Below are 24,823 nucleotides of genomic sequence, written 5' to 3' on the forward strand. Positions count from 1 at the left end.
GCACCGGGGGCCACAGGCAACGGACGGCGAATGGTCGTCATCGGCGCGGGCGGCCACGCCAAGGTTGTCGTCGATCTCGCTAGAGACAATGGCTTCGAGGTGGTCGGCTGCACCGACCCGAAGGTGAATGGCCCGGCCGTCGTCGGAGCCCCCATCATCGGCGATGACACGGTGCTTGAAGGCCTCCTCGCTTCGGGGGTCACCTTCGCCGCCGTCGCGCTGGGGGCCAACAGCCTCCGTCTTCGGACCGGACGGCGGTTGCAGGCGTCGGGCTTTACCCTGCCGGCGCTCGTCAGCCCTTCAGCGACGCTCTCCCCCAGTGTCAGGCTCGGGGACGGGGTGGTCGTGATGGCCGGCGCTGTCATCAACGCCGACACCACAGTCGGAGACTTCGCGATCGTGAACACGCTGGCGGGCGTCGATCATGACGGCGTTCTGGGCCACGGGGTCCATGTCGGCCCCGGAGCCTCCCTGTCAGGCTCCGTCCGCCTCGACGATGAAGTCCTGATCGGCGTCGGCGCAACGGTTCTTCCGAACATCCACATCCGCGCCGGTGCGATCCTCGGCGGCGGCTCCGTCGCCGTTCGCGACGTTCCGGCTGGAGCCACCGCAGTGGGTTCTCCGGCCCGCATATTGAACCCTTCAGGCCAAGAGTAGACGCCGATGACCAGAATCCATGTGGCCGAGCCCACCCTCGACGGAAACGAGAAAGCCTATGTGAACCAGGCGCTGGACAGCACCTGGATCTCGTCCCGCGGCGAGTTCCTGGATCGCTTCGAGGCCCAGGTGGCGGAGATGGCCGGGGTCAGCCATGCCGTCGCCTGCAACAACGGGACGACCTCTCTCCATCTGGCCATGGTCGGACTGGGGCTTGGGGAAGGCGACGAAGTCATCATGCCCGCCCTGACCTATATCGCCACCGCCAACTGCGCCCGTTACTGCAACGCGGTTCCGGTGCTGGTCGACAACGATCCCCGCACCTTCAACATCCTCCCCGAGGCCATTGAGGCCGCAATCACCCCGCGCACCAAGGGTATCGTCGTCGTGCACCTGTATGGCCACTCCGCCGACATGGCGCCGATCCTCGAGATCGCCGAACGCCATGGCCTGTGGGTGCTGGAAGACGCCGCGGAAGCGCACGGCGCACAGTATCGCGGGCAGCCCGTCGGCGGCATGGGACAATGCGGAAGCTTCAGCTTCTTCGGCAACAAGATCATCACCACCGGGGAAGGCGGCGCGGTGACGACCGACGACGCCGAACTGGCCGCACGGATGCGGCTTTACCGCAGCCAGGGGATGGATCCCCACCGGCGCTACTGGCATCCGGTCATCGGCTATAACTACCGCATGACCAATCTGACCGCCGCGATCGGCGTGGCTCAGATGGAGCGCCTGCCGACGGCCCTGGCCAACCGGCGGCGCATTGCAGACTGGTATGGCGCGCGCCTCGCGCACCTCGGGGACCGGATCATTCGCCCCTATGAAGCCCAGGACTGCACCCACGCCTTCTGGATGTACACGGTCATGCTCGCGGAGGGAGAGGCCGTGGATCGCGACACCCTGATGGCGCGCCTCGACCAGGACGGGATCGAAACCCGGCCAGTCTTCTATCCGCTGAACCAGATGCCTCCCTACCGGGACGATACTCTGGTCGTCCCCAATGCGGTTTCCTGCGCGTCGCGCGGCCTGAACCTGCCGACGCACGAACGCCTGACGGAACAGGACGTCGACCGGGTCTGCGAAGCGGTAGAAAAGGCGCTGGCCTAGGCCGAGCAGGCCTCACACGGCCCTGAAGACCGTATTGATATATTCGTCGTCCTTTTCCCTGAGCACGACCTCAAAGCCGGTGCGTTCCGCCAGCACCTCTATCGAATCGTCGAGGAAGAAGACGGTGTGGAAGCGGGTATCGAGGTAGCGCTCCTCGTAGCAGGGCGAGGAGTGCGCCATCTTGCCGCCCTCGCCCAGAAGGGCCCGCATCCGCAGGAACTCGGCGACGGGATCCTGCAGGTGTTCGATGACATTGTTCGAATAGATCCCGGCCAGGCCCGGAGCAATGTGGCCATAGTCAGTGACGATATGGTCCTTCGGGCCACCGGGCGTGGGCTCGAATCCCCACACGTTCCACCCTTCCAGGCGGAGGTTCCGGACGGCGTCCGACCACCAGCCGGAGCCCCAGTCCAGATAGACCGGTCCGCGCTCGGGCTCCATGGACCGGAAGGTCCGGATCGTGTCGACGCCGGTGTCTCCCTCCTGGTACGACGAATAGAGGATTGCGTATTCGGTCGACAGCTCCCCCGGGGTCATGTCGAGCATCTTCGCAGGACCGAAAAGCGCATTGCAGACCAGGCAATAGTGGCGCTCAAGACGCCCGCCGTTGAACCGGCAGAGGGACTCATTGCGCTTCAGCGCCGCGTATGGCGCACGCGCCGAGCACACGGGACACTGCAGAACACGATCAACCCGGGTGCGGTCATACTCCCGATCCAGCGCCGCGTGCTTGGCCGCGACCAGATACGCCTCAATGGTTCCGATACGATCATGGGTCATCGGTGATCCCTAGCAGATTTGGGCGGTCGGCTACCCTCTCGCGTCTCCGGCCTGCGGAGATGCATCCGAGGTTTCCGGTCTGTGACGCGTCAGCCGGCCTTCCGGACGATCAGGCCAAACGAGGTCGTCGCATATCCCTGCAGCGCCAGCACGAGGTGCGGCTCCGCGCGATAGGGCGGCGTATCGATGAATCGATCCATCGGCTGGTCACCCGGCACGAAGTCGAACGGTGCGACAAAATGGCCCTGGGCGCGCAGATGCTCCGCAAAGGCTTCGAAATCACGCCGGCGGAACAGGACTGTCGCCTCGTGATCGATAGTGTCCTCGTTGGAGGAGACGTTCAATTCCGTCGTGTGCACCGCCCAACCGCCGGGCTTCAGGGTAGCGAGCGAGTTCTCGACGAACCGCAGGCCGGCTTCGATGGACCCCAGATGCTCGTAGGCGCAGGCCGACCAGCAGAAATCGAATCCCCTGAGATCGTCCGGAATCGCGTTCATGTCGCAAACCTGGAAGGAGACATTGCGCGTGAACCTGGCCTCATCGCAGATCTCCGGATGCCTGAGGCTTTCCTTGCCCGCCGCATGTTCCTGGGACCGGATCCAGCCCGCTTCCTGCGCCTGTTCGGAGACCATGTCCGTGGCCATGATTTCGCAATCCAGGGAGGCGAAGAGCGCGCTCAGGGGCTCCTGACCGACACCAAACCCCAGACCCCTCGCGCCAGGCTTGAGCACGTCACGCTCCCACAGCGCCTGGACGATGTAGACCAGCTCCCACTGCTTGCGATGGTAGCGGGGATGCCCGCCCATTCGCCGCGTCCAGTAGGCGAAACTCGGGTGTTCGAAAGACACCTGCCGGCACACCGACGAGAAGGGGAAGACGTCCCGGACGGGCTGTGATCCTTCGGCGTGCGCCAGGCGGGCGAAGACGGCGGGATCCGGCAACGACAGTTGAGTGAGAAGGAGCCGCATCTCCCGATGATGCTCGTCCATCCTTTCCTCAAGGCGGGTAAGGCGGCGCATCGTCCGGCTGGCGTTCCGATTGCCGACGAAGAAAATCCTTCTTTCCCAGATCTGACGCAGCGTCTCGATGAGCAGCCTTGAATGCGAATCGGGCATGCGGTGGAGTTCCCCGGGGGAGGTTTGGCCTTGATCGCCTCTACCTAACCGTGTCGCTCAAAAGGCGTAATCCCCTCATCCTTCAAATCGACGCAAGACTTACGGCGCTTTCCGTCCCACGGCGGGTTTTTCGATTGACCCGGTCGGGCAGGCCGGGATGCTGGTCGAAACTCACTGCGAACAGGTCCAGGGCGTGTCCAAGAAGTTTGTCGACTGGCGAGCCCGGGCGATGCGGCTGGCCCGCGCCATGGTCGTCCATGACGTCGCCTCTCCGGCCTCCGATCCGGCTGCGGGCAGGGAAGCGCCGGCAGTCCTCCCCGTCGAGGAGGATGAGGCCGCATCCGGGATGAGCCTGCTCGAGGATATCGAGACGGCGGCTCTGGCCGTCTACGCCAGACATGGCCTCCCCACTCGCTCCGGCCACTACGCCCGCTCGCGCCGCAGGGCGGCCTGGAAATTCCTCGGCGAGTCCCTGACCCCGGAAGAGCGCTGGGCTCTGGTCCTTGCCCAGGATCAAAAAGCTGGCGCGCGCTTTGCCCGGATCGAGGAACTCGGCGCGCTCACAAGTGAAGACCCGGAATTGATCTGGGCGTCCAACATCCTCGAGCGCTGCGCCCGGCTAAGGTCGCTCGTCGCCCTGTCTTCCTCGCCCGACCTCGCCGGCGCCCTGGAGGTCGCGATCGGTCTCGGGGCCGAATGGCGGAGTCACGAATCCGGGCAGATTCTGCGCGCGCACCAACCCCTGAGACTGCGTGCGCCCGAAAATGAGTCTCCCGTGGCGAACAGGAAGACAGGAAAGCGGAAATAGTCGCGAGTCCCGCGCCAACGCCCATCAGCGACTTCAGGCCGGACCGTGATAAGGGGAAAAGAATGGTGGACGCGACAGGGATTGAACCTGTGACCCCCTCGATGTCAACGAGGTGCTCTCCCGCTGAGCTACGCATCCGCCGTAGGTCCGAAGAACGCTCTCCGGACGGGAAGGCGCGCTCTATAACCCGCGATCTGTGCGGACCGCAAGGCCTTTATGGGGTGATTTTGCGCCCTCTCGCGCATCCCGTTGCGAAGGCGATTTCGTCAGCCGACGTGATGCGAAATATGTGGCCGCCCGAGGCGCTGCAGATCAGGTCGCGACGTCCGGTGCAGTTCGGCCAGTGAAGGCTTCGATGCCGGCGATGGCCTTGCCGGCATCGACCAGGGCGGACAGGGCCTCGGCCGGATCGGCGTCAAGAACACCGTCGGCGGGCTCATAGCGTTCGATATAGACCCGCAGGGTGGCCCCGGAGGTCCCGGTGCCGGACAGCCGATAGACGACGCGCGATCCGCCCTCGAACAGGATCCGCAGGCCCTGACCCGCGCTGACCGACCCATCGACAGGATCGGTGTAGGCGAAGTCGTCGGCGGCGGCGATGACGAGGTCGCCCTGACCCTGGCCCGGAAGGCTCTGGCCTGGAAGCTCGGCCAGCCGGCCCCGCAGCGCCGCCATCAGGGCGTCGGCGCCCTCGCTGGACACGCCCTCATAGTCATGGCGGACATAGTAGTTGCGGCCGAACCGGCGCCAGTGTTCCTGGATCAGCGCGTCGACCGACACCCCGCGGGCGGCGAGGATGTTCAGCCACAGGAGAACCGCCCAGAGGCCGTCCTTCTCGCGCACATGGTCCGAGCCCGCCCCGGCGCTTTCCTCGCCGCACAGGGTGACCTGGCCGGCGTCGAGCAGATTGCCGAAGAATTTCCAGCCGGTCGGGGTCTCATGGAGCGGGATGCCCAGGGCGGCGGCGACCCGATCCACGGCGGCGCTGGTCGGCATCGAACGGGCGACACCGGACAGGCCCCGCGCATAGCCGGGCGCGAGGTGCGCATTGGCCGCCAGGATCGCCAGGGCGTCGGAGGGCGCCACGAACCGGCCGCGACCGATGACCAGGTTGCGATCGCCGTCGCCGTCGGAGGCTGCCCCGAAGTCGGGCGCATCAGGCCCCATCATCCGGTCGTAGAGTTCGCGGGCGTGGACAATGTTGGGATCGGGGTGATGGCCGCCGAAATCCTCAAGCGGAACGCCGTTGACCACCGAGCCGGCCGCGAAGCCGAGCCGGCGCTCAAGAATTTCGTGGGCATAGGGTCCGGTGACCGCGCTCATGGCGTCGAAGGACAGGCTGAAGCCTGCCGCCCTGTGCGCGCGGATGGCGTCGAAGTCGAACAGGGTCTCCATCAGGTCGGCGTAGTCAGCGACCGGATCGACGACCTCGACGACCATATCGCCCACGCGGGTCTCGCCCAACCGGTCCAGATCGAGATCCTGACCGCCTTCCAGAATCAGATAGCGGTCAAGTTCGAGGCTGCGGGCATGGATGGCGCCCGTGACGCCTTCCGGCGCGGGGCCGCCGTTGGCGATATTGTACTTGATGCCGAAGTCGCCGTCGGGACCGCCGGGATTGTGGCTCGCCGACAGGATCAGCCCGCCCAGCGCCTTGTGCAGGCGGATCAGATGGCTGGCCGCCGGGGTCGAGAGGATGCCGCCACGGCCGATGATCACCCGTGCAAAGCCGTTGGCCGCCGCCATGCGGACCGCCTTGTCGATGACCTCGCGGTTCAGGAAGCGTCCATCGCCGCCGATAACCAGGGTCGCCCCTGCCTTCTCGGCCAGCACGTCAAAGACCGACTGGATGAAGGTCTCGGCATAGTGAGGTTGCTGAAACACGCCGACCGCCTTGCGAAGGCCGGAGGTGCCGGGCTTCTGGTCGGAGAACGGGGTCACCGAAATGGTCGAAATCAAAAAGCTGTCCTCACGCTGCCGGAAAGGCGGGAAGGTTTTGAACACAGCAGCCGTGGATTTGCACCGACAAACCGCCGGGAACAGCCTTTGCGGCCAAGCCCCTAACTGTGACGCTGGCCATAACCGCTTGTTTCAGAAATGATGCAATTGACCGGGGGTTCTGGGTTTCGTCGCGTACTGGGGAGTTCGCCGTGGGGGTTCATCTTCGCTGGAAAAGTCTGGGCGTCAGCGCCTGTCTGGGCGGGCTGCTGCTCCTGCCCCTGGCCGCCTGTGGCGGGGGAGGCGGAGGCACCGGGGGCGGGGTGGTCACGCCGCCCGTCGTCCCGCCGGTAACGCCGCCGCCGCCCCCGCCTCCCCCTCCGCCACCGCCGCCTCCTGCGGTCCCCTCGGCGACCTCGGCCGAATATCTGCGCAACTACGGCGTGGCCAACACCGGCGCCATGACGGCCTGGAACAGCGGCTGGACCGGGACCGGCGTCACCGTCGGGGTCATCGACACCGGCATCCAGCTGGATCAGGCCGATCTGGCCGGACGGATTTCGCCCCTCTCGACTGACATCGTCACGGGCCGCAACACCCCGACCGGGACCTCCAACCACGGCACTTTCGTCTCGGGCGTTATCGCCGCCGGATTCAACGGCTTTGGTACGGTGGGCGTGGCCTATAACTCCACTGTCCTGTCGATCCGGGCCGACGTCAGCACCTGTACAGATCCGGACGACGACACCTGCTTCCGCGGCAGCGACCTTGCCCGGGCCATCGACTACGCCGTCGGCAACGGCGCCAAGGTGATCAATCTGTCGCTGGGCGGCGATGGAACCCTGGGCGCGACCTTCGAGGCCGCCCTGCTGCGCGCCGTCAACGCCGGCGTGGTCTTCGCCATCGCCTCGGGTAACGACAGCGGGACCAACCCCGAATATCCGGGCCGCTACGCCACCGATCCCCGCTTCGCCGGCAGCATCATTGTGGTCGGGGCCCACAACTCGGCCAACACCATCGCCGACTTCTCGAACCGGGCCGGCGTGTCGGCCCAGGACTTCCTCAGCGCCCCGGGCGTGGACATCATCAGCGTCTGCGACGGGACCAGCTGTTTCCGCGGCAGCGGGACCTCCTTCGCCGCGCCTGCCGTGGCCGGCGCCCTGGCCCTGCTGATCGAGGCCTTCCCCAATCTGACCGGCAAACAGGCGGTGGATCTGCTGCTGCGCACGGCCCGTGACGCCGGCGACGCGGGTACGGACATCGTCTACGGACGCGGCCTGCTGGACCTGGCCCGCGCCTTCGCTCCGGTCGGGACCACCAGCACCCCGACATCGACCGGCGGCCTGGTGCAGGTGTCGGTCGAGCCCGGCAGTTTCATCGGCGGCCCCTTCGGCGATGCGCTGACCCGCACCACCGCGCTGGAGACCATCACCCGCGACGAATACGACCGGCTGTTCAGCACCGACCTTGGCGCCGCCTATCCGATGGCTCCGAGGCGCAGCTATCAGCCCGAGGCGCGTCAGGCGTCGCAGACGGCCCGGCTGGACTTCGCCATGCCCGACGGTACCCGGCTGAACCTCATGGCCTCCACTCCGGCCCCCGAGCCTGAGGCGGTGGTGGCGCGCGTCACCCCCTTCAACGCCCCCTGGCTGGGCGCCGAGACGCGTCAGGCGGCCATGCTGGACCTCACCGTCGGCCGTTACGGCTTCTCGGCCTGGCAGGGTCAGGGCGGCGCGCGCTCGCCGTTCCATGCGGCCTCGGGCGACGGCTTCGCCGCTTTGGCCAACGCCGATCACGCCGTGCGCGGCGCCGTATCGCTCGGCGCCCTGACCTTCACCGCCGAAACGGGCGGCGGAGACCGCACGGCGTTCCTGCGCCCGGTGGCGCGCGACGCCTCCACCTATGCCCGCGCGGCGCTGGACTGGCGTACGGCCCAGGGCGGGCTGAACCTCAGCTTCGGATCGCTCGACGAGCGGATGGGGCCGCTGGGCGCCTATTTCCCGGTCGGATCGGATCTCGCCCTGCCGTCGAGGACGACCTTCTCGGCCATCGGCGGCGACTGGCGGATTTCGAAACACGCCTGGCTGAGCGGCGAGTTCGGCGTGGGCCGCACCGAGCTGGACGGCCGGCTGCTGAGCCTGGACGGCGCGGCTGTGTCCTCGACCTGGCGGGCGTCCCTGACCGCCGACTGCCCGTCCTGGGCCCCCTGGTGCGCCAGCCTCACCTTTGAGGCGTCCCAGCCGCTCCGCATCGAAAGCGGGACCTTCTCGGCCCGGTTGGCCGATGTGCCGCTTGAGTATTTCGACGCGACCACCTTCTCGACGCGTCGCTTCTCGGCCTCGCCGTCGGGGCGGGAAATCGACTGGACCCTGCGCAGCCTGCACCGCCTGCCGGACGGCTCGGCCCTGCGTCTGGACGCCGTCGCCATCAGCCAGGAACAGCATCGCCGCGACGCCGACATGGGCTATGCCCTGCTGGCCAGCTGGGCGCGCGGCTTCTGATTGCGAAACACGGTGCGGGCCCTGCAGGGTCCGCACCGACATCGTGTGACGATTGTGACGAAAGGCGCTTGCGCCCACCGGAACGAGCCGCTAGATAGCCGCCCTCGCCGAGAGGCAGCACGCACCCGTAGCTCAGCTGGATAGAGCATCAGACTACGAATCTGAGGGTCGGACGTTCGAATCGTTCCGGGTGCGCCACTTCTCCTTCAGCGACTAAAAAGCCCCGCCATCGCAAGATGGCGGGGCTTTTTACTTTTGGGTTTCCGAGGCTTGCGGCTTAGCAGCCGGGCGCCCTCGCCGACAGGTCCGGCGACACCACCCCGACGTTCCAGTTCCAGGCCAGGTTCAGGGCCTGACGCCGGCAGACGGCGGCGCGGTGCAGGTCGAACATCCCGGGCATGAGGTCGCGCCCGGCCTCAGGCGTGGCCTTGAAGGTCAGATACGCTTCATCGGTCCCGTAGGGCGCCCACGCGGCGGCGCCGGGGGCTTCGGGGCGGCCGGTCTTCACGAAGCTGGCCCAGTAACCCACCATGGCCTGCGAAAGAGCGTGTTCCTCCGTCGTGTCCGGGATGGCCGGCCAACGCGGCGTGGTGCGGTCGATGTTGCCGAACATGAAGGGCAGTTCGGAAGCGTGGAAGCCGTGCAGATTGGCCTGATCCGCCGCCGGATAGCCGTGGTCGAACAGATAAAGGAAGGACGGCTTGCCCAGCGCCGTCTGGTCGCGCACCAGCCGCTCCGAGGTCCAGCCGTAGAGGGCGTCGCGGGTGGTGGCCACAACGCTCTCCCCGAGGTCCGATGACGGATAGAGCCGCAGGAATTCGTCGGCCAGATCGCCATAGCGGGCGCGGATCACCGCCTCATAGTCGGCGGCCGTGCGCGGCACGGGCGGAGCCAGGACCCGCAGCGAACGGATCTCGCCACTGTTGAAGCCGGCGAGGATCGGCACAGGCGCCTGTCTGCCTTGCGCGAAGACGTCGACCAGCTGGCCGGTCAGGACCTTGCCGTCCACGGCGCCGAAGGGCGAGAAGCCGGACATGGCCGCGGCGTCGGTCAGTTCCTGGGCATCCTTCCCGCGCAGCACCTGAAGGCTCGGCGCCTGAAGCGCCCGGGCCAGACTGGTCCCCGCCGCCTCAGCCGAAGGCGCGCCGTAGCGGGCGTCTTTCAGCTCGGGCGTCGAGATCATGTATGCGCTCTGGGCGATGGCGCGCTGGAACAGGCCCCGGGCGATGGGCGAGGCCATCAGATACATGACGCTGAGCCCGCCGGCGGATTCGCCCGCGATGGTCACCTGATCCGGATCGCCGCCGAAGGCCGCGATGTTGCGCTTGACCCAGGTCAGGGCCGCGACTTGGTCCATGACGCCGTAGTTGCCCGAAATGCCGACCGGAGATTCCGCGCTGAGATCGGGGTGGGCGAGGAAGCCCAGAACGCCGAGCCGATAGTTGATCGAGACGACGACGATCCCCTGCTTCGCCAGGGCCGCCCCGTCATAGAGAGGCTCCTTGCTGGAGCCCGCGACGAGGGCCCCGCCGTGAATCCAGACCATGACCGGCGCCTTGCCGGTGGTGGCCGGGGTCCAGACGTTCAGCGTCAGACAGTCTTCGCTCGTGCGGCCCAGATCGGACGAATAGATCGAGGGCTGCCCCCGGGAGGGCTGAATGCAGGCTGCGCCATAGTCGGAGCCATCCCGCACCCCCGACCAGGCCGCGATGGGCGCAGGCGGCCGCCAACGGTTCTGGCCCACCGGCGGGGCGGCGTAGGGAATGCCTTTGAAGGACTCGATACCGTCGGCGGCCCGGCCCTGCACCGCGCCGGCCGGAGCGTGGACGGTGGGCCGATCCGTCGGCGGAGGCGCGAAGGCGGTCGTCAGGACTGCGGCTGCGGCGACAGCCGCCGTCAGAAGGGTACGCACGGACATCAGGCGTCTCCGTTCGTTTGGGGTTTGCGGCCCAGCACCTTAGCCAGCCACAGGAACAGACCGATGGCGACGAGGTAGACGGGCGCCAAGGCGTAAAGGGCCAGCTGCAGGGAGTTGGGATGAGACGCATGGAAGAAGTCGCTGGCCATGCCCACGAAGGTCGGCCCGACCCCCATGCCGATGAAATTCATCACCAGCAGCAACAGGGCGCCCGACATGACGCGCTGGTTCGGCTTCACCTCTTCCTGCACCAGAGCCACCGAGGACGACAGATAGAAGTAGTTCAGGAAGGTCGGCCCGATCAGCAGGGCCAGGGCCAGTGGCCAGGACGGGGCCCAGACGAAGGCGATGTAGAAGGGCAGGGCCAGCGACAATGAGATCGCGGGCAGGAGGGCGTAGGCCTTCTTGGACTTGCGCGTGAACCGGTCCAGCAGCCAGCCCGAGACGAAGATGCCGCCGCTCATGCCGATGGCCACGACCAGGGCGTACCAGATGGCGACGTCGCCGAGGCCCATGCCCTTCTCGCGCATCAGGAACAGGACGGAGAAATTGCCCATGCCATAGGTGATGATCTGGGTGATCCCGCTGGCCAGCGCCGCCAGCACGAGCGCCGGACGCGAGAAGAACATCTTCACCGTGGCCCAGAAGGGGGCCTTGGCCGGAGCGACGAAGGGCGCGCCTGCGACCTGATCCAGACCGCCACGCTTGGGCTCCTTGACGAGGAAGGGGGTGGCGACGGCGACGATCAGGCCGACGATCCCGATGGCGACGAAGGCGTCACGCCAGCTGAAGACGGCGGCGATCGTAGCCCCGAAGGCGATGCCCAGGGCGGCGCCCACGGGCGGGCCGAGGTTGAACAGGCCCAGCGCCATGCCGCGTCGGCCAGCCGGGAAGTAGTCGGTGATGATGGCATAGGACGGCGGAACGCCACCCGCCTCGCCGAAGCCGACGGTCATCCGGGCCGTGGCCAGCTCGCCGAAATTGCGCGACAGGCCGCAGGCCATGGTCGCCGCGCTCCAGATGCCGCAGGCGACGGAAACCACCGCCACACGATTGGTCCGGTCAGCCAGCCAGCCGACGGGAATAGCGATGAAGCAGTAGAAGAAGGCGAAGTAGAGCCCGCCCAGCAGGCCCAACTGGCTGTCGGTGACGTGAAGGGTGTCCTGAATCGGCTTGGCCAGGATCGACAGCAACTGCCGGTCCAGGAAATTCAGTACATAGATGAACCACAGGGTCGCCAGGGCGATCCAGGCCCTCGCCCCCACGGATGACGTTCGGGCTTTGCCCGGCGTCGCAGTCGCCTCGATCTCGCTCATGTCGTTTCCTCGGACTGCGGGCCTTCAGACCCGTCTCTGTTCTGGAAGGGGATACCGGACTCAGCCCGGTGGGGCGGCGCCCAGTCGTTCGGCCGCACGGCTCTTGCAGATACCGATGAAGCCGAAGGCCATGAAGGCGGCCATCCGCTCCTTGATGGCCTCGAAGTCGTCGGACCGGCACAGCCCGCCCGACAGGTGATCGATCCGTCCGGTGCGCGCCAGACTCAGGGTCAGGGCGCCGGTGACGAAGTGGTAGCCCCAGAAGATGTCCTCTTCCGAACTGTCGGGCATGGCTGCCTTCAACAGGCCGATCAGGCGCAGCACCACCGGATCATAGAGCCGATCCATGACCTCGGCGCCCCACGCCGGGGTGTTGTTGATCTGGGCGCTGAGGGCGCCGAAATTTCGCCACCCCTCCCCGCCCGTCGAATAGGTGTCCAGATCGGTGTCGAGGAAGGCCCGCAGCGCCCCCTCCACCGTCGGCTTGCCACCACAGGCGATCTCATAGGCGTCCAGCGCCTCCATCCGGCGGCCGGAGGTGACCGGCGCCCGACGAGCCATGACCTTGTCGAAGACGTCCTGTTTGTCGGTGAAGTAGTAGTGGATCAAAGACTTGTGAACGCCGACCTTGTCGGCGATGTCGCGCACCGTGACCCCGTGCAGGCCGTGGCGGGAGAACAGCTCCTCGGCGGCGTCGAGGATCTGTTCCAGGCTCTCGGCGCGCTGTTCCGCCTTGCGGCGCGGGGTGCGCGTGGCGGTTTTGGCGACGGGGCGGGCGGGCGTTTTCGGGGCCGTTCTGGGGGGCGTCTCGGACATGGGCTGAACCTCAGCACGGTTCGACGCTGCGGAAAACCGCTCCGCCGTTTCCGTGGTGAAAACAGCCGCCATTTCAGGACGCTCCGTAGGTGGCGCGGAGCTGGATCTTGTTGATCTTGCCGGTCGCCGCCAGAGGCATGGCCGGGACCCGCACGATCCGGTCGGGGATCCACCAGTCGGCGACGCGGCCCTTGAGGCTGGCCTTAAGTTCGGCGTCCTCGATCTCCTGTCCCTGCCGCGGTTCGATGACCATCAGGGGCCGCTCCCCCCATTTGGGGTCGGCGCGGCCGATAACGGCGACGAGGCCGACGGACGGCAGGGCCCCGACGATCTCCTCGATCTCGACCGGGTTGATCCACTCCCCGCCCGACTTGATCAGGTCCTTGGACCGGCCGGCGAGGGTCAGGGCGCCGTTGTCGTCGATGATCGCGAGGTCGCCGGTGTCGAACCAGCCATCGGCGCCGACGGCGGGCTGTTCGGCCCCGAAATAGCGGCCGACGACGCTGTGGCCGCGCACCTTCAGATGGCCGACGACATTCCTCTGCTCCGGCAGGGCGGCGCCCGAGGCGTCCGTCAGCAGCAGGTCCATGCCCATGGGCGGACGGCCCGAACCGCGCGACACGCCGTCCGGCGTGGTCATGGGCGAGATGGTTCCCTGCGGCGACAGCTCGGTCATGCCCCAGCTGGTCTGGACGACGACGCCGAGACGGCTCTCCATCCGCTTGAGCAGGGTGTCGGGGCAACTGGAGCCGCCAATCATGACGCGGTTCAGGGTCGGGACGTCCTCGCCCGTGGCGTCGAGATGGTCCAGCAGGCCGATCCACACTGTCGGCACCCCGACGGCGACGGTGACGCCATGCGCATTGATCAGCCGCGCCAGTGAGGGCCCGTCGGTGACCCGGCCGGGCAGGACGAGGCTCGCCCCCACCGCCGGCGCCGCGAACGGCAGGCCCCAGGCGTTGGCGTGGAACATGGGCACCGCGACCAGAACCGTATCGACGTCGGTCAGGGCCATGGCGTCGGCCTGCAACGACCGGATCGTATGCAGATAGTTGGAGCGGTGGGTATAGACGACGCCCTTGGGCGCGCCCGTCGTGCCCGAGGTGAAGCAGAGACCCGCCGGGGTCCGCTCGTCGAAGTCGCCCCAGACGGCGGGACGGCCCGAGGCGGCCAGAAGCTCTTCCAGCGTGACGGCGCCGGGACCAGCGTCGCCGTCGAGCAGGATCAACCGTTCCAGACAGGGACATTCGTCCATCAGGGTCCGGGCCATGGCGGCCAGACCCGCGCCGACGATCAGGACGCGGTCTTCCGCCTGGATGATCATGGCCGCCAGATGGGCGACGGTCAGCCGGGGATTGAGGGTATGGCAGACGAGGCCCACGCCCATGGCGCCGTACCAGACCTCGAGATGATGACGGGTGTTCCACGCCAGGGTGGCGATGCGCTCGCCGGGCTTCAGGCCCAGATCGAGGAAGGCCCCCGACAGGCGGTTGGCGCGGTCGCGGATGTCGGCATAGCCGGTGACATCATCGTCGCTTTCGAGACCCGCCGTCACGATCCGCGCCCCGCCGTGCCATTTGGCGCCGTGGTCGAGGAAGCGGTCCACCGTCAGGGCGTAGTCCTGCATGAAACCGGGATCGAGGGTCATCAAAAGGCGGCTTTCGGGGAGGCAGACAGTCAAGCGAATGGCGAACTAAAAAAACGAGCGTGGGCGGGATCGCCGCCCACGCTCGCAGGCCGGCTAGAAGGTCTTGGTCAGGTTGATCCCGTACTGCCGCGGCGGTCCGGCATAGCGCAGGCCCGAGTTGATCGCAGCGATATAGGTCTCGTCGGTGGCGTTGACGGCATAGGCCGTCCAGGTCCACTCGCCCGTGTTCAGCTTGATCGAGGCGTTGACGATGTCGCGCTCCGACAGGAGATCGCCCTGGGCGGCGTTGTTGAAGATCGTCGTCCAGCTTTCGCCGATGTGGGCATAGTCGACCCGCGGCGTCAGGGTCATGTTCGGCCCCAGGGCGAAGGCGTACTGGATGCCCGCATTGAAGGTGAACTCCGGCGCATAAGGCTTGGTGTTGCCCGAGATGTTCACGCAGTTGGCGCTGGTCGGACCGGTCGAGGGGTTGCAGACGCCGGTGCGGCCCAGACGCGGATCAGCGCCGAAGAAGTCACCCATCTCCGAGTTCGAGATGGAGCCCGCGATGTCGAACGACAGCGGTCCGAACCGGCCCTGGGCCGAGGCTTCCAGACCCATCATGGTCGTGTCGCCCTGGACGTTCTGGATCCGGCTGATCTGCGGGTAGATCGGGTCGCCGATGCTGACCTGGTAGTCTTCGTAGACGGTATAGTAGGCGCCCAGCTGGGTGCGCAGGCGGCCGCCGAGCATCGTCGACTTCCAGCCCAGCTCATAGTCGACCAGGTTTTCCGCACCGAAGTGGGCGGCCGGCTGATAGAGGTTCGGCCCGTTCAACCCGCCCATCTTGTGGCCCGTCGCCACGAAGCCATAGACGAAGTTGGCGTCGTCCAGCTTCCAGTTCAGGGTGACCTTGCCGGTCAGCTTGTCGTCCTCGACCTTGTCGTCCTGGAACAGGGTGATCCCGAACTGCGGATAGGTCTGGTAGACGTCGTCATTGGTCGAAACCGAATGGGCGTAACGCGCCCCGACCTGCAGCTGCAGCCGGTCGGAGATGTCGTAGCTGATCTGACCGAAGGCCGCCGCCGTCTCCTTGGGCGTGTCGCCGTACAGATAGATATCGACCACATTTTCCGGGAAGCCGATCCGGTACTCGCCCTTGCCCGGCGTCGTCGCCGGGAACTGGGCCATGTCGTATTGGTAGTACAGCCCCAGCAGCCAGGTCAGACGCTGCTGATCGGGCGAGATCAGGTTGAACTCCTGCGACCAGACCTGTTCGTCCAGCTGGTCATAGAAGGTGTTGTTGCCAGCCGAGGTGCCGTCCAGATCCGTCGCGAAGCGCGAGGTGCCGTTCTGATAGCCGGTGATCGACTTCAGGGTCATGCCGTTGTCGAAGACGTAGCTGACGTTCAGCGAGGTCCGGACGAACTCGTCATGGGCCTCATTCGGGCCGTTCGAGGTGATGGTGAACGGGTCGTTGGTGGCCAGGGCCGGGTCGGCCATGTAACCGCCCAGGTCGATGTTGTTGTAGTCGGTCTTCCACAGCACCTTCAGGGCGTCGGTCGGCTGCCACAGCAGGCTGGCGCGCACACTGTTGGAATCGACCACACCGGGGTGGCCGCGATAGGGGCCGGTGACGGTGTAGAAGCTGTCGCGGGTCTCATGGTTGAAGGCCAGACGCATCGCGACCGTATCGGTCAGGGGCAGGTTGATGGCGCCCTGCAGCTTGATGTCGTTGTAGTTGCCGGCCTGGGCGAAGGCATAGCCGTTGATGCCGGTGAAATCAGGGTTGCGGGCGGTGATGAAGACCGCGCCGCCCGTAGCGTTGGCGCCGGCGAAGGTGCCCTGCGGCCCGCGCAGCAGCTCGAGGCTGCCGATGTCGTAATAGGGCTCGGTCTGGAAATAGGCGGGGAAGGCGGCGACGCCGTCGCGATAGGTGATCACGCCCACGCCGACGGCCGTGGTGGCCTCGGACTTGCCGATGCCGCGCACGTTGAAGAAATTGCCCTGACCGAAATTCTGGATCGTCGTGGACGGGGCCGCGAACTGCAGCTGGTCCAGCGAGGTGACGGCCTTGTTCTCGAGATCCTGACCGCTCAGGACCGTTGCGGCGACGGCGGTCGTCTGCAGGTTGCTGGTGCGGCGCTCGGCGGTGACGACCACGTCGGCGACGGTGGTCGACTGATCCTGTTCGGCGCGGCGGCTGTTGTCGGTGTCGGCCTGTTGGGCCTGAGCGGATGCGGCGGCGCACCACAGCAGCGCGGCGGCAGATGTCGTAATCCAGAGCTTGCGGCCCATGGTCAGTCCTCCCTCGATGTTTCCTCGGACGCTCTGACGGCGCCATCGAAGCAAACCCTCTCACCCTTTTCGACGCCCGTCAACATTCACTAGCCGTCCGGTGAAGATTGACCATCCGGCTAGTATTTGCTGCATTGCACCCCATGAAGGTCGGCGCAGTCCGGCCGCTGCATCTCAGGGATGAGGACCATGACCATCGATCTTTCCGGCCGCGTGGCCATCGTCACCGGCGCTGGCGGCGGTCTGGGCCGCACACACGCCCTGGCCCTCGCCCGCTATGGGGCGAAGGTCGTGATCAACGACATGTCGGCCGCCGGCGTCGAGGCCACGGTCGCCGAGATCGAAGCCGCGGGTGGCGAGGCGATGGCTTGCGTCTGCAGCGTCACTGACCGTCAGGCCGTCTCGGACATGGTCGCCGGAGCCGTCCACCGCTGGGGCTCGATCGACATCCTGGTCAACAACGCCGGCATCCTGCGCGACCGCACCTTCGCCAAGATGGACCTCGACGATTTCGAGCTGGTGCTGTCCGTCCACCTGATGGGGTCGGTCAATGTCACCAAGGCGGCCTGGCCCTTCATGCAGGCGCAAGGCTATGGCCGGGTGATCTTCACCACCTCGTCCTCGGGTCTCTACGGAAACTTCGGCCAGTCGAACTACGGCGCGGCCAAGATGGCTCTCGTCGGCCTGATGCAGACCCTGGCGCTGGAGGGCCGCAAGTCCGGTATCCACGTCAACTGCCTGGCCCCCAGCGCCGCGACCCAGATGACCGAAGGCCTCTATTCCGCCGACGATCTGAAGGGCCTGTCGTCCGGTCTGGTCAGCCCCGGCGTCGTCGCCCTGGCCGCCGAGGGCGCCCCGACCCGCACCATCCTTCTGGCCGGCGCCGGCGCCTTCGAACAGGCCCACATCACCATGACCCAGGGAATCTACGTCGGCGACGCCTCCGACGCCGCCGAGCAGGTCCAGGCCGGATGGAGTGTGATTCAGGATCGCGCGGGCGAACTCGTGCCCGACTCCGGCGCCGCCCAGTACAAGCACGAGGTCCGTCACACCCTGGAGCGCGTTCCGGCGTAGCTTCAGATAGACGTTTCCTCCGCCGCGCCCCATGGTCAGCGGATGAGCGGAATCAGGATCAGCGACGTCGCGGCGCAAGCCGGGGTCTCGGCCATGACCGTGTCGCGTGTCATGAACAACCGCGGCGCGGTGAAGCCCGAGACGCGCGAGGCGGTGCTCAAGGCCGTCGAGGCCTTGGGCTATGCCCCCAATGTCGCGGCGCGCAGTCTGGCGCTCGGCGGCCTCGACCGCATCGGCCTGATCTGGTCCAACCCCAGCGCCGGATATCTGAGCGAGTTCCTGCTCGGCGCGCTGGAGGGGGTCCGCACCCACGGCGGCCAGCTGCTGGTCGAACAGTGCGACGATGACGCCGAGAGCGAGGTCGCTGCGGTGCGCCGGCTGGCGGCCGGGGGCGCAAGGGGTCTGGTCCTTCCGCCGCCGCACGGAGAGTCCGTCGCCGCCCTCGCCGAGGCCGACCGTCTGGGACTGAAGACGGTTATAGTTGCCGCCGGGAGTTTCCGGCCCGAGACCCTCGGGGTCCGCATCGACGACCGCGCCGCCACCGCCGCCATGACCCGACGCCTGCTCGACCTCGGCCATCGCCGCATCGGCTTCATCACCGGCGCGGCCAACCAGAGCGCCAGCGCCGAGCGGCTGATCGGTTTCCAGTTCGAGGTCGACGCCTGTCCGGGCGCCGAGGCCGTCATCGAGGCGGGCGACTTCACCTATCGCTCCGGGCTGGACGCGGCGGGTCGCCTGCTGGACCGGCCCTCTCCACCGACCGCTATCTTCGCCTCCAATGACGACATGGCGCTGGGCGCCGTCGCGGTGGCGCACCAGAGAGGGCTGGACGTGCCGCGTGATCTGACCGTCGTCGGCTTCGACGACATCCCCATGGCCACGGCGGTCTGGCCGCCCCTGACCACCGTCCGCCAACCCGTAGCCCGCATGGCCGCCGAAGCCGTGGCTCTGCTGGTTCGGGGCGCGGCCGACGGCAACGTCGTCTTCCCCCACGCCCTCATCGAACGCGGGACCTCCGCCCCGCCCGCCTGACCTCCTGCCCGAAGCCGGCTTGACAACCCGCGCCCTGCCAGATGATGTTAGCGCTAACACAAGATGATCCTGGCGGTGCAGCCGGGGCGGAGGAACAGATGAGGCTGACGGACATCCTGCCCGAGGACTGGCGCGACGCGACCCTTCTGGGCCGTATCGAAGCCGCCGAGGGCCCGACCCCGGTCCTGCTGCGCGGCGGCCGACTCTACGACATCTCCGCCTTCGCTCCGACCTCGGCCGAGGCCCTGTCGCGCGCCGATTTGGCGAAAGCGACCGGCCCGGATCTCGGCGCCATCGAGGATCTCACGGTGGCCTCCGTCTGGGAGGATGGCGACCTGCGCCTCCTCTCCCCGCTCGACCTTCAATGCGTGAAGGCCTCGGGCGTCACCTTCGCCGTCTCGGCGCTTGAACGCGTCATTGAGGAGCGCGCGCGCGGTGAGGCCTCCGTCGCCGCCGGCATCCGCGAGCGTCTGTCCGAGCGCATCGGCGGCGACATGGCCAAGGTGAAGCCCGGCTCGGAACAGGCCGCCGAGCTCAAGGCCGCGCTGATCGCCGACGGCCTGTGGTCCCAGTATCTGGAGGTCGCCATCGGCCCCGACGCCGAAATCTTCACCAAAGCCCCCTGCCTGTCCTCGGTCGGCTGGGGCGCCCATGTCGGCGTCCGCGCGGACTCCCACTGGAACAATCCCGAGCCCGAGGTCGTCATCGTCGTCGATCCGGCCGGCAAGGCGGTCGGCGCGGCGCTCGGCAACGACGTCAATCTGCGCGACATCGAGGGCCGTTCGGCCCTGCTGCTCGGCAAGGCCAAGGACAACAACGCCTCCGCCTCGGTCGGCCCCTTCATCCGCCTGTTCGACGCCGGCTTCTCGATGGACGACGTCCGCGACGCTACGGTCTCGCTGGAAGTGAAAGGCCCCGAGGGCTTCGTATTGTCGGGCGCCAGCTCCATGCGCCTGATCAGCCGCGATCCGGAGGATCTGGCGAAACAGGCCTCGGGCAAGAGCCACCAGTACCCCGACGGCTTCGCCCTCTATCTCGGCACCATGTTCGCCCCGATCCAGGATCGCGACACACCCGGCGGCGGCTTCACTCACAAGGTCGGCGACCGGGTGAAGGTCTCCTCCCCGCGCCTCGGCGTGCTGGAGAATGAGGTCACCACCTGCGACCTCGCCGCGCCCTGGACCATGGGCGTTATGGCCCTGATCAAGAACCTCGCCGGCCGCGGCCTTCTGGGAACCGCCTGATGAGCAATCAATATCCCTCCCTCGCCGGCAAGGTCGTGGTCGTCACCGGCGGCGGCTCGGGCATCGGCGCGGCCCTGACCGAGGGCTTCGCGCGTCAGGGCGCCCGGGTTGTCTTCCTCGATGTCGCCGACGCGGATTCGACCGCGCTGGCCGACAGCCTGTCGGGCCTTTCCCCCGCGCCCGCCTATCGCCGCTGCGATCTGACGGACCTCGCCGCCCTGAAGGCCACCTTCGAGGCCATCGCCGCCGAGGTCGGGCCGATCGAGGTCCTGATCAACAACGCCGCCAACGACGACCGCCATTCGCTGGACGAAGTCACCCCCGCCTATTGGGACGACCGGATCGCGGTCAACCTGCGCCACCTCTATTTCGCGGCCCAGGCCGTGGCGTCGGGCATGAAGACGGCGGGTCAGGGCGTGATCCTGAACCTCGGCTCCATCTCCTGGCACCTCGGCCTGCCCGACCTGTCGCTCTATGAAACCGCCAAGGCCGGGATCGAGGGCATGACCCGGGGTCTGGCGCGCGAGCTGGGCGTGGATGGAATCCGCGTCGCCTGCATCGTGCCCGGCAACGTCAAAACCCCGCGTCAGATGAAATGGTACACCCCTGAGGGCGAGGCCGAGATCGTCGCCGCCCAGTGCCTCAAGGGCCGGATCGAACCGAAGGATGTCGCGGCGCTGGCGATGTTCCTCGCGTCCGACGATGCACGTTTCATTACAGGCCACGAATACTGGGTCGACGCCGGCTGGCGCTGAGGCAACAGTCCATCATCACAACAGGGGCCGTCAGAGCCCCATGCGGAGGAGAAGAGGCAAATGGCAGGACCCACCGGGGGCAATGGCCCCGACATCGCCGGGACCGACAAGGTCAATATGGCCTTCATCGCTCTGATCGTGGCCGTCGCCACCATCGGCGGCTTTATGTTCGGCTATGATTCCGGCGTCATCAACGGCACCCAGGAGGGGCTGAAGAGCGCCTTCAATCTGTCGGAGCTCAGCGTCGGCATCAATGTCGGCGCCATCCTGCTGGGCTGTGCGGTCGGCGCCTTCATCGCCGGTCGTCTGGCCGACCTGATCGGGCGCAAGACGGTGATGCTGATCGCCGCCGGCCTGTTCGTGATCAGCGCCTTCTGGGCCGGCGCGGCCGACAGCTCCCTGCATTTCGTCATCGCCCGCTTCATCGGCGGTCTGGGCGTCGGCGCGGCCAGCGTCCTGACCCCGGCCTATATCTCCGAGGTCACCCCCGCCTCCATGCGCGGACGCCTGTCCAGCGTGCAGCAGATCATGATCATCACCGGCCTGACCGGCGCCTTCCTCGGCAACTACGCCCTGGCCCATACGGCGGGCAGTTCGACCGCCGAGTTCTGGGGCGGCTTCCCCGCCTGGCGCTGGATGTTCTGGCTGCAGGTGGTCCCGGCGACCATCTATCTGCTGGCCCTTCTGGCCATCCCGGAAAGCCCGCGCTTCCTCGTCGCCAAGGGCAAGGACGCCCAGGCCCAGGCCGTGTTGTCCAAGCTGTTCGGCGCCGAAGCCGGGGCCCGCAAGGTCGCCGAGATCCGCGCCTCCCTGGCCGCCGATCACAAGCCCAGCTTCAAGGACCTGCTCGATCCCTCGACCCACAAGGTGCGTCCGATCCTCTGGGCCGGGCTGATCCTGGCTGTGTTCCAGCAGCTCGTCGGCATCAACATCGTCTTCTACTACGGCGCGACCCTGTGGCAGTCGGTGGGCTTCTCCGAAAACGACGCCCTGCTGATCAACATCCTGTCCGGCAGCCTGTCGATCCTCGCCTGTCTGGCCGCCATCGCCGTGATCGACAGGATCGGCCGCAAGCCCCTGCTCCTGATCGGTTCGGCGGGCATGGCGGTGACGCTGGGCGTCCTCGCCTGGTGCTTCTCACAGGCCCAGTTCGTCGACGGCGCCATGCACCTGCCCGATCAGGTCGGCCTGATCGCCCTGATCTCGGCCAACCTCTATGTCGTCTTCTTCAACTTCAGCTGGGGCCCGGTCATGTGGGTCATGCTGGGCGAGATGTTCCCGAACCAGATGCGCGGGTCGGCACTGGCCGTGGCGGGTCTGGCCCAGTGGCTGGCGAACTTCGGCATCTCGGTCAGCTTCCCGGCCATGGCCGCGGGCCTCGGTCTGCCGATCACCTACGGCTTCTACGCCGCCTGCGCCCTGATCTCCTACTTCCTGGTCCAGGCCTGGGTGAAGGAGACGCGCGGTCGCGAACTGGAAGACATGCAGGGCTGATCGAACAGCCTGTTTTCTCCATCGGGCGGCGCTCCCCCGCCGCCCGTTTTCATTTGAAGGCATCCCCATGACCGACACCCTCGAACTCTCCCACTGGATCAACGGCGAGAAGGTCTCCGCCGACCGTCCGGGACAGGGTCTGAACCCGTCCGACACCCGTGAGGTCGTGGCCCGCACGCCTGACGGCGGCGTCGCCGAGGTCGATCAGGCGGTCGCCGCCGCCAAGGCCGCTTTCGAGAGCTGGTCCGAGGCCTCGCCGGAAGTCCGTTCCGACGTGCTGGACCGGGCGGGGACGCTGGTCATGGAGCGCCGCGAACAACTGGGCCGCCTGCTGTCGCGCGAAGAGGGCAAGACCCTGCCCGAGGGTATCGGCGAGACGGTGCGCGCCGGTCGCATCCTGAAGTATTTCGCCGGCGAGGCCCTGCGCCTGCACGGCCAGAACCTCGCCTCGACCCGTCCGGGCGTCGAGATCCAGACCTATCGTCAGGCCGTCGGCGTCGTCGGCCTGATCACCCCCTGGAACTTCCCCATCGCCATCCCGGCCTGGAAGATGGCTCCGGCCCTCGCCTTCGGAAACACGGTCGTCATCAAGCCCGCCGGCCTGACCCCCGCGACCGCCGAGGCCCTCGTCGCCATCCTGCATGAAGCGGGCCTGCCCAAGGGCGTCGTCAACATGATCATCGGCCGCGGCGGTGTCGGTCAGGCCATCGTCGACCATCAGGACATCGACGCCGTCTCCTTCACCGGCTCCCAGAGCGTCGGCGCGGGCGTGGCGGCCGGCGCGGTCAAGCGTCAGGCGCGTGTCCAGTTGGAGATGGGCGGCAAAAACCCGCTGATCGTTCTCGACGACGCCGACCTCGACCGCGCGGTCGCCATCGCTCTGGACGGCTCCTTCTTCGCCACCGGCCAGCGCTGCACGGCCTCCAGCCGCCTGATCGTTCAGGACGGCATCCACGACAAATTCGTCGCCGCCCTCAGTGAGAAACTGAAGGCGCTCAAGGTCGGCCCCGCGCTCGACCCGACCAGCCAGATGGGTCCGGCGGTGTCGGAGGCCCAGATGGAGACCTCCTACCGCTATATCGACATCGCGAAAAACGAAGGCGGCCGCATCGCCGTCGGCGGCGAGCGACTGACGCTGGAAACGCCCGGCTGGTACGTCCAGCCGACCCTGATCGCCGACACCGCCCCGGACATGAAGATCAACAACGAGGAGGTCTTCGGCCCGGTCGCCTCGACCCTCCGCGTGAAGAGTTATGAGGAGGCACTGGCCGTCGCCAACGGGGTCGAGTTCGGCCTGTCCGCCGGCATCGTCACCTCCAGCCTCAAGCACGCCCGTGACTTCCAGCGCCGGGCGAAGGCGGGGATGACCATGGTCAATCTGCCGACCGCCGGGGTCGACTATCACGTGCCCTTCGGCGGGACGAAGAAGTCCAGCTACGGCGCGCGCGAACAGGGCTTCGCGGCGCAGGAATTCTTCACCCAGACCAAGACGTCCTACTCCGCAGGATGATCGGGCTCCGACACGGCGACTGGTCCGCCACGATCGCACTTCAGGGCGGCGCCGTCGCCGCCCTGACGAAGGCCCGCGAAGACGTCCTGCGCCTGACGCCCAGTGGGGCAACCGACATCCTCGACTTCGCCTGCTTCCCTCTGGTCCCCTACGCCAACCGGATCGCGCAGGGCCGGTTCATCTTCGACGACCGCGACATCCGCCTGCCGGTCCTGCCGCGCTTCGCGCCCCACGCCCTGCACGGCGAGGGCTGGCTGGGCGTCTGGACCGTGCTGGAACAGGCCGCCGACCGCCTGACCCTCAGCTTCGGCGCCGACGGCTGGCCCTGGCGCTATGAGGCGCGCCAGACCTTCAGTCTGTCCGACGATGGACTGCGCATCGACCTGTCGGTCATCAACCGCGACACGACGCCCATGCCCGCCGGGATCGGCCTGCACCCCTATTTCCCGCGCCATGCGAACAGCCGCCTCAACGCGCCCGCGACCGGGGTCTGGACCGGCGAAGACATTGTCCCTGACTGTCTCGCCCCTCTGACCGAGGTCATCGACTGGACCGACCGCGCGGTCGCCGACGCCCCGTTCGTGGACCACTGCTTCGAGGGCTGGTCCGGCGAGGCGCGCCTGTCCGACGCCGCCGGGACCACGACCGTCCGCGCCTCCGCAGACCGGTTGCACGTCTATGTCCCGACCGGCGAGGACTTCCTGTGCGTCGAGCCGGTGACACACCGCCCCGATGTCTTCAATCAGGGGGCGCCGGGCGAGCAGGGCTACACCGTGCTCGAGCCCGGCGGGACCCTGTCTATCTGGATGACGATCGGGCGCGACTGACGC

The 24,823-nt window shown here is 67.3% G+C and carries 19 protein-coding genes and 2 tRNA genes; 12 read left to right on the forward strand and 9 right to left on the reverse strand.

Annotation, left to right across the window (positions count from 1 at the left end):
• Positions 1-30 precede the first annotated feature (30 nt).
• Entirely contained in the window at positions 31-657 is a 627-nt protein-coding gene (locus tag AC07U0_RS09000; protein WP_494719685.1) for an acetyltransferase, read from the forward strand.
• Positions 658-663: 6 nt separating this feature from the next.
• On the forward strand, positions 664-1,767 hold the full coding sequence (locus AC07U0_RS09005; RefSeq protein ID WP_494719686.1) for a DegT/DnrJ/EryC1/StrS family aminotransferase: 1,104 nt from the start codon (positions 664-666) through the stop codon (positions 1,765-1,767).
• A 12-nt stretch (positions 1,768-1,779) separates the two neighbouring features.
• On the opposite strand, the gene AC07U0_RS09010 is transcribed toward AC07U0_RS09005, so the two are convergent.
• Both AC07U0_RS09010 and AC07U0_RS09015 read right to left on the reverse strand, forming a co-directional pair.
• Positions 1,780-2,547, reverse strand: coding sequence for a class I SAM-dependent methyltransferase (locus AC07U0_RS09010; protein ID WP_494719687.1), 768 nt, complete (start codon positions 2,545-2,547; stop codon positions 1,780-1,782).
• 89 nt (positions 2,548-2,636) lie between these two features.
• Positions 2,637-3,662: a class I SAM-dependent methyltransferase gene (locus AC07U0_RS09015; protein ID WP_494719688.1), complete on the reverse strand. Its 1,026-nt coding sequence runs from the start codon at positions 3,660-3,662 to the stop codon at positions 2,637-2,639.
• Positions 3,663-3,819: 157 nt separating this feature from the next.
• On the opposite strand from AC07U0_RS09015, the gene AC07U0_RS09020 reads away from it, so the two are divergent.
• Positions 3,820-4,470 carry a hypothetical protein gene (locus tag AC07U0_RS09020; RefSeq protein ID WP_494719689.1) on the forward strand — a complete coding sequence of 217 codons (651 nt, stop codon included), beginning with the start codon at positions 3,820-3,822 and terminating at the stop codon, positions 4,468-4,470.
• Between the two features lie 63 nt (positions 4,471-4,533).
• Here the strand turns inward: AC07U0_RS09020 and AC07U0_RS09025 are convergent.
• Positions 4,534-4,608: transfer RNA gene (locus tag AC07U0_RS09025), tRNA-Val, on the reverse strand.
• Between the two features lie 174 nt (positions 4,609-4,782).
• Positions 4,783-6,429, reverse strand: coding sequence for an alpha-D-glucose phosphate-specific phosphoglucomutase (locus tag AC07U0_RS09030; RefSeq protein WP_494719690.1), 1,647 nt, complete (start codon positions 6,427-6,429; stop codon positions 4,783-4,785).
• Between the two features lie 191 nt (positions 6,430-6,620).
• Here AC07U0_RS09030 and AC07U0_RS09035 point away from each other — a divergent pair, with 191 nt between their 5' ends.
• Together AC07U0_RS09035 and AC07U0_RS09040 are read left to right on the forward strand one after the other, a co-directional pair.
• Positions 6,621-8,909, forward strand: coding sequence for a S8 family peptidase (locus tag AC07U0_RS09035; RefSeq protein WP_494719691.1), 2,289 nt, complete (start codon positions 6,621-6,623; stop codon positions 8,907-8,909).
• Between the two features lie 121 nt (positions 8,910-9,030).
• Positions 9,031-9,107, forward strand: a tRNA-Arg gene (locus AC07U0_RS09040).
• A gap of 79 nt (positions 9,108-9,186) precedes the next feature.
• Here AC07U0_RS09040 and AC07U0_RS09045 read toward each other — a convergent pair.
• The 5 genes from AC07U0_RS09045 to AC07U0_RS09065 form a co-directional block, all read right to left on the reverse strand.
• Positions 9,187-10,827, reverse strand: a complete 1,641-nt coding sequence (locus AC07U0_RS09045; protein ID WP_494719692.1) for a carboxylesterase/lipase family protein — start codon at positions 10,825-10,827, stop codon at positions 9,187-9,189.
• Positions 10,827-12,143: a spinster family MFS transporter gene (locus AC07U0_RS09050; RefSeq protein ID WP_494719693.1), complete on the reverse strand. Its 1,317-nt coding sequence runs from the start codon at positions 12,141-12,143 to the stop codon at positions 10,827-10,829. The genes AC07U0_RS09045 and AC07U0_RS09050 overlap by 1 nt, the downstream gene beginning before the upstream one ends.
• 60 nt (positions 12,144-12,203) lie before the next feature.
• The gene (locus tag AC07U0_RS09055) at positions 12,204-12,959 is read right to left on the reverse strand and encodes a TetR/AcrR family transcriptional regulator (RefSeq protein WP_494719694.1); all 756 of its coding nucleotides are present in this window, start codon (positions 12,957-12,959) and stop codon (positions 12,204-12,206) included.
• Between the two features lie 73 nt (positions 12,960-13,032).
• Positions 13,033-14,607 carry an AMP-binding protein gene (locus AC07U0_RS09060; RefSeq protein ID WP_494719695.1) on the reverse strand — a complete coding sequence of 525 codons (1,575 nt, stop codon included), beginning with the start codon at positions 14,605-14,607 and terminating at the stop codon, positions 13,033-13,035.
• Between the two features lie 93 nt (positions 14,608-14,700).
• A complete protein-coding gene (locus AC07U0_RS09065; RefSeq protein ID WP_494719696.1) occupies positions 14,701-16,884 on the reverse strand; it encodes a TonB-dependent receptor in 2,184 nt (727 codons plus the stop codon).
• Positions 16,885-17,073: 189 nt separating this feature from the next.
• On the opposite strand from AC07U0_RS09065, the gene AC07U0_RS09070 reads away from it, so the two are divergent.
• The 7 genes from AC07U0_RS09070 to AC07U0_RS09100 all read left to right on the forward strand — a co-directional run bounded on the left by AC07U0_RS09070 (position 17,074) and on the right by AC07U0_RS09100 (position 24,820).
• Positions 17,074-17,958 carry an SDR family NAD(P)-dependent oxidoreductase gene (locus AC07U0_RS09070; RefSeq protein ID WP_494719697.1) on the forward strand — a complete coding sequence of 295 codons (885 nt, stop codon included), beginning with the start codon at positions 17,074-17,076 and terminating at the stop codon, positions 17,956-17,958.
• A 42-nt stretch (positions 17,959-18,000) separates the two neighbouring features.
• On the forward strand, positions 18,001-18,990 hold the full coding sequence (locus AC07U0_RS09075; RefSeq protein ID WP_494719698.1) for a LacI family DNA-binding transcriptional regulator: 990 nt from the start codon (positions 18,001-18,003) through the stop codon (positions 18,988-18,990).
• A 98-nt stretch (positions 18,991-19,088) separates the two neighbouring features.
• The gene (locus AC07U0_RS09080) at positions 19,089-20,234 is read left to right on the forward strand and encodes a fumarylacetoacetate hydrolase family protein (protein ID WP_494719699.1); all 1,146 of its coding nucleotides are present in this window, start codon (positions 19,089-19,091) and stop codon (positions 20,232-20,234) included.
• On the forward strand, positions 20,231-20,989 hold the full coding sequence (gene xylB, locus AC07U0_RS09085; protein WP_494719784.1) for a D-xylose 1-dehydrogenase: 759 nt from the start codon (positions 20,231-20,233) through the stop codon (positions 20,987-20,989). The genes AC07U0_RS09080 and xylB overlap by 4 nt, the downstream gene beginning before the upstream one ends.
• 60 nt (positions 20,990-21,049) lie before the next feature.
• Positions 21,050-22,483 (forward strand): sugar porter family MFS transporter, encoded by a 1,434-nt coding sequence (locus AC07U0_RS09090; protein ID WP_494719700.1) that lies wholly within the window; start codon positions 21,050-21,052, stop codon positions 22,481-22,483.
• 67 nt (positions 22,484-22,550) lie between these two features.
• Positions 22,551-23,993 (forward strand): aldehyde dehydrogenase family protein, encoded by a 1,443-nt coding sequence (locus tag AC07U0_RS09095; protein WP_494719701.1) that lies wholly within the window; start codon positions 22,551-22,553, stop codon positions 23,991-23,993.
• Positions 23,990-24,820, forward strand: a complete 831-nt coding sequence (locus AC07U0_RS09100) for an aldose 1-epimerase (protein ID WP_494719702.1) — start codon at positions 23,990-23,992, stop codon at positions 24,818-24,820. The genes AC07U0_RS09095 and AC07U0_RS09100 overlap by 4 nt, the downstream gene beginning before the upstream one ends.
• The last annotated feature ends 3 nt before the right edge of the window (positions 24,821-24,823 follow it).

The sequence above is a fragment of the Brevundimonas sp. GW821-FHT02A10 genome (assembly GCF_059422025.1).

What these genes read in the sequence shown, in the direction of transcription:
- AC07U0_RS09100 (WP_494719702.1), top strand. Translation starts at nt 23,990, where the DNA reads ATGATCGGGCTCCGACACGGCGACTGGTCCGCCACGATCGCACTTCAG.
- AC07U0_RS09050 (WP_494719693.1), bottom strand. Translation starts at nt 12,143, where the DNA reads ATGAGCGAGATCGAGGCGACTGCGACGCCGGGCAAAGCCCGAACGTCA.
- AC07U0_RS09045 (WP_494719692.1), bottom strand. Translation starts at nt 10,827, where the DNA reads ATGTCCGTGCGTACCCTTCTGACGGCGGCTGTCGCCGCAGCCGCAGTC.
- AC07U0_RS09075 (WP_494719698.1), top strand. Translation starts at nt 18,001, where the DNA reads ATGAGCGGAATCAGGATCAGCGACGTCGCGGCGCAAGCCGGGGTCTCG.
- AC07U0_RS09020 (WP_494719689.1), top strand. Translation starts at nt 3,820, where the DNA reads ATGCTGGTCGAAACTCACTGCGAACAGGTCCAGGGCGTGTCCAAGAAG.
- AC07U0_RS09090 (WP_494719700.1), top strand. Translation starts at nt 21,050, where the DNA reads ATGGCAGGACCCACCGGGGGCAATGGCCCCGACATCGCCGGGACCGAC.
- AC07U0_RS09000 (WP_494719685.1), top strand. Translation starts at nt 31, where the DNA reads ATGGTCGTCATCGGCGCGGGCGGCCACGCCAAGGTTGTCGTCGATCTC.
- AC07U0_RS09015 (WP_494719688.1), bottom strand. Translation starts at nt 3,662, where the DNA reads ATGCCCGATTCGCATTCAAGGCTGCTCATCGAGACGCTGCGTCAGATC.
- AC07U0_RS09010 (WP_494719687.1), bottom strand. Translation starts at nt 2,547, where the DNA reads ATGACCCATGATCGTATCGGAACCATTGAGGCGTATCTGGTCGCGGCC.
- AC07U0_RS09095 (WP_494719701.1), top strand. Translation starts at nt 22,551, where the DNA reads ATGACCGACACCCTCGAACTCTCCCACTGGATCAACGGCGAGAAGGTC.
- AC07U0_RS09065 (WP_494719696.1), bottom strand. Translation starts at nt 16,884, where the DNA reads ATGGGCCGCAAGCTCTGGATTACGACATCTGCCGCCGCGCTGCTGTGG.
- AC07U0_RS09070 (WP_494719697.1), top strand. Translation starts at nt 17,074, where the DNA reads ATGACCATCGATCTTTCCGGCCGCGTGGCCATCGTCACCGGCGCTGGC.
- AC07U0_RS09080 (WP_494719699.1), top strand. Translation starts at nt 19,089, where the DNA reads ATGAGGCTGACGGACATCCTGCCCGAGGACTGGCGCGACGCGACCCTT.
- AC07U0_RS09060 (WP_494719695.1), bottom strand. Translation starts at nt 14,607, where the DNA reads ATGACCCTCGATCCCGGTTTCATGCAGGACTACGCCCTGACGGTGGAC.
- AC07U0_RS09005 (WP_494719686.1), top strand. Translation starts at nt 664, where the DNA reads ATGACCAGAATCCATGTGGCCGAGCCCACCCTCGACGGAAACGAGAAA.
- AC07U0_RS09055 (WP_494719694.1), bottom strand. Translation starts at nt 12,959, where the DNA reads ATGTCCGAGACGCCCCCCAGAACGGCCCCGAAAACGCCCGCCCGCCCC.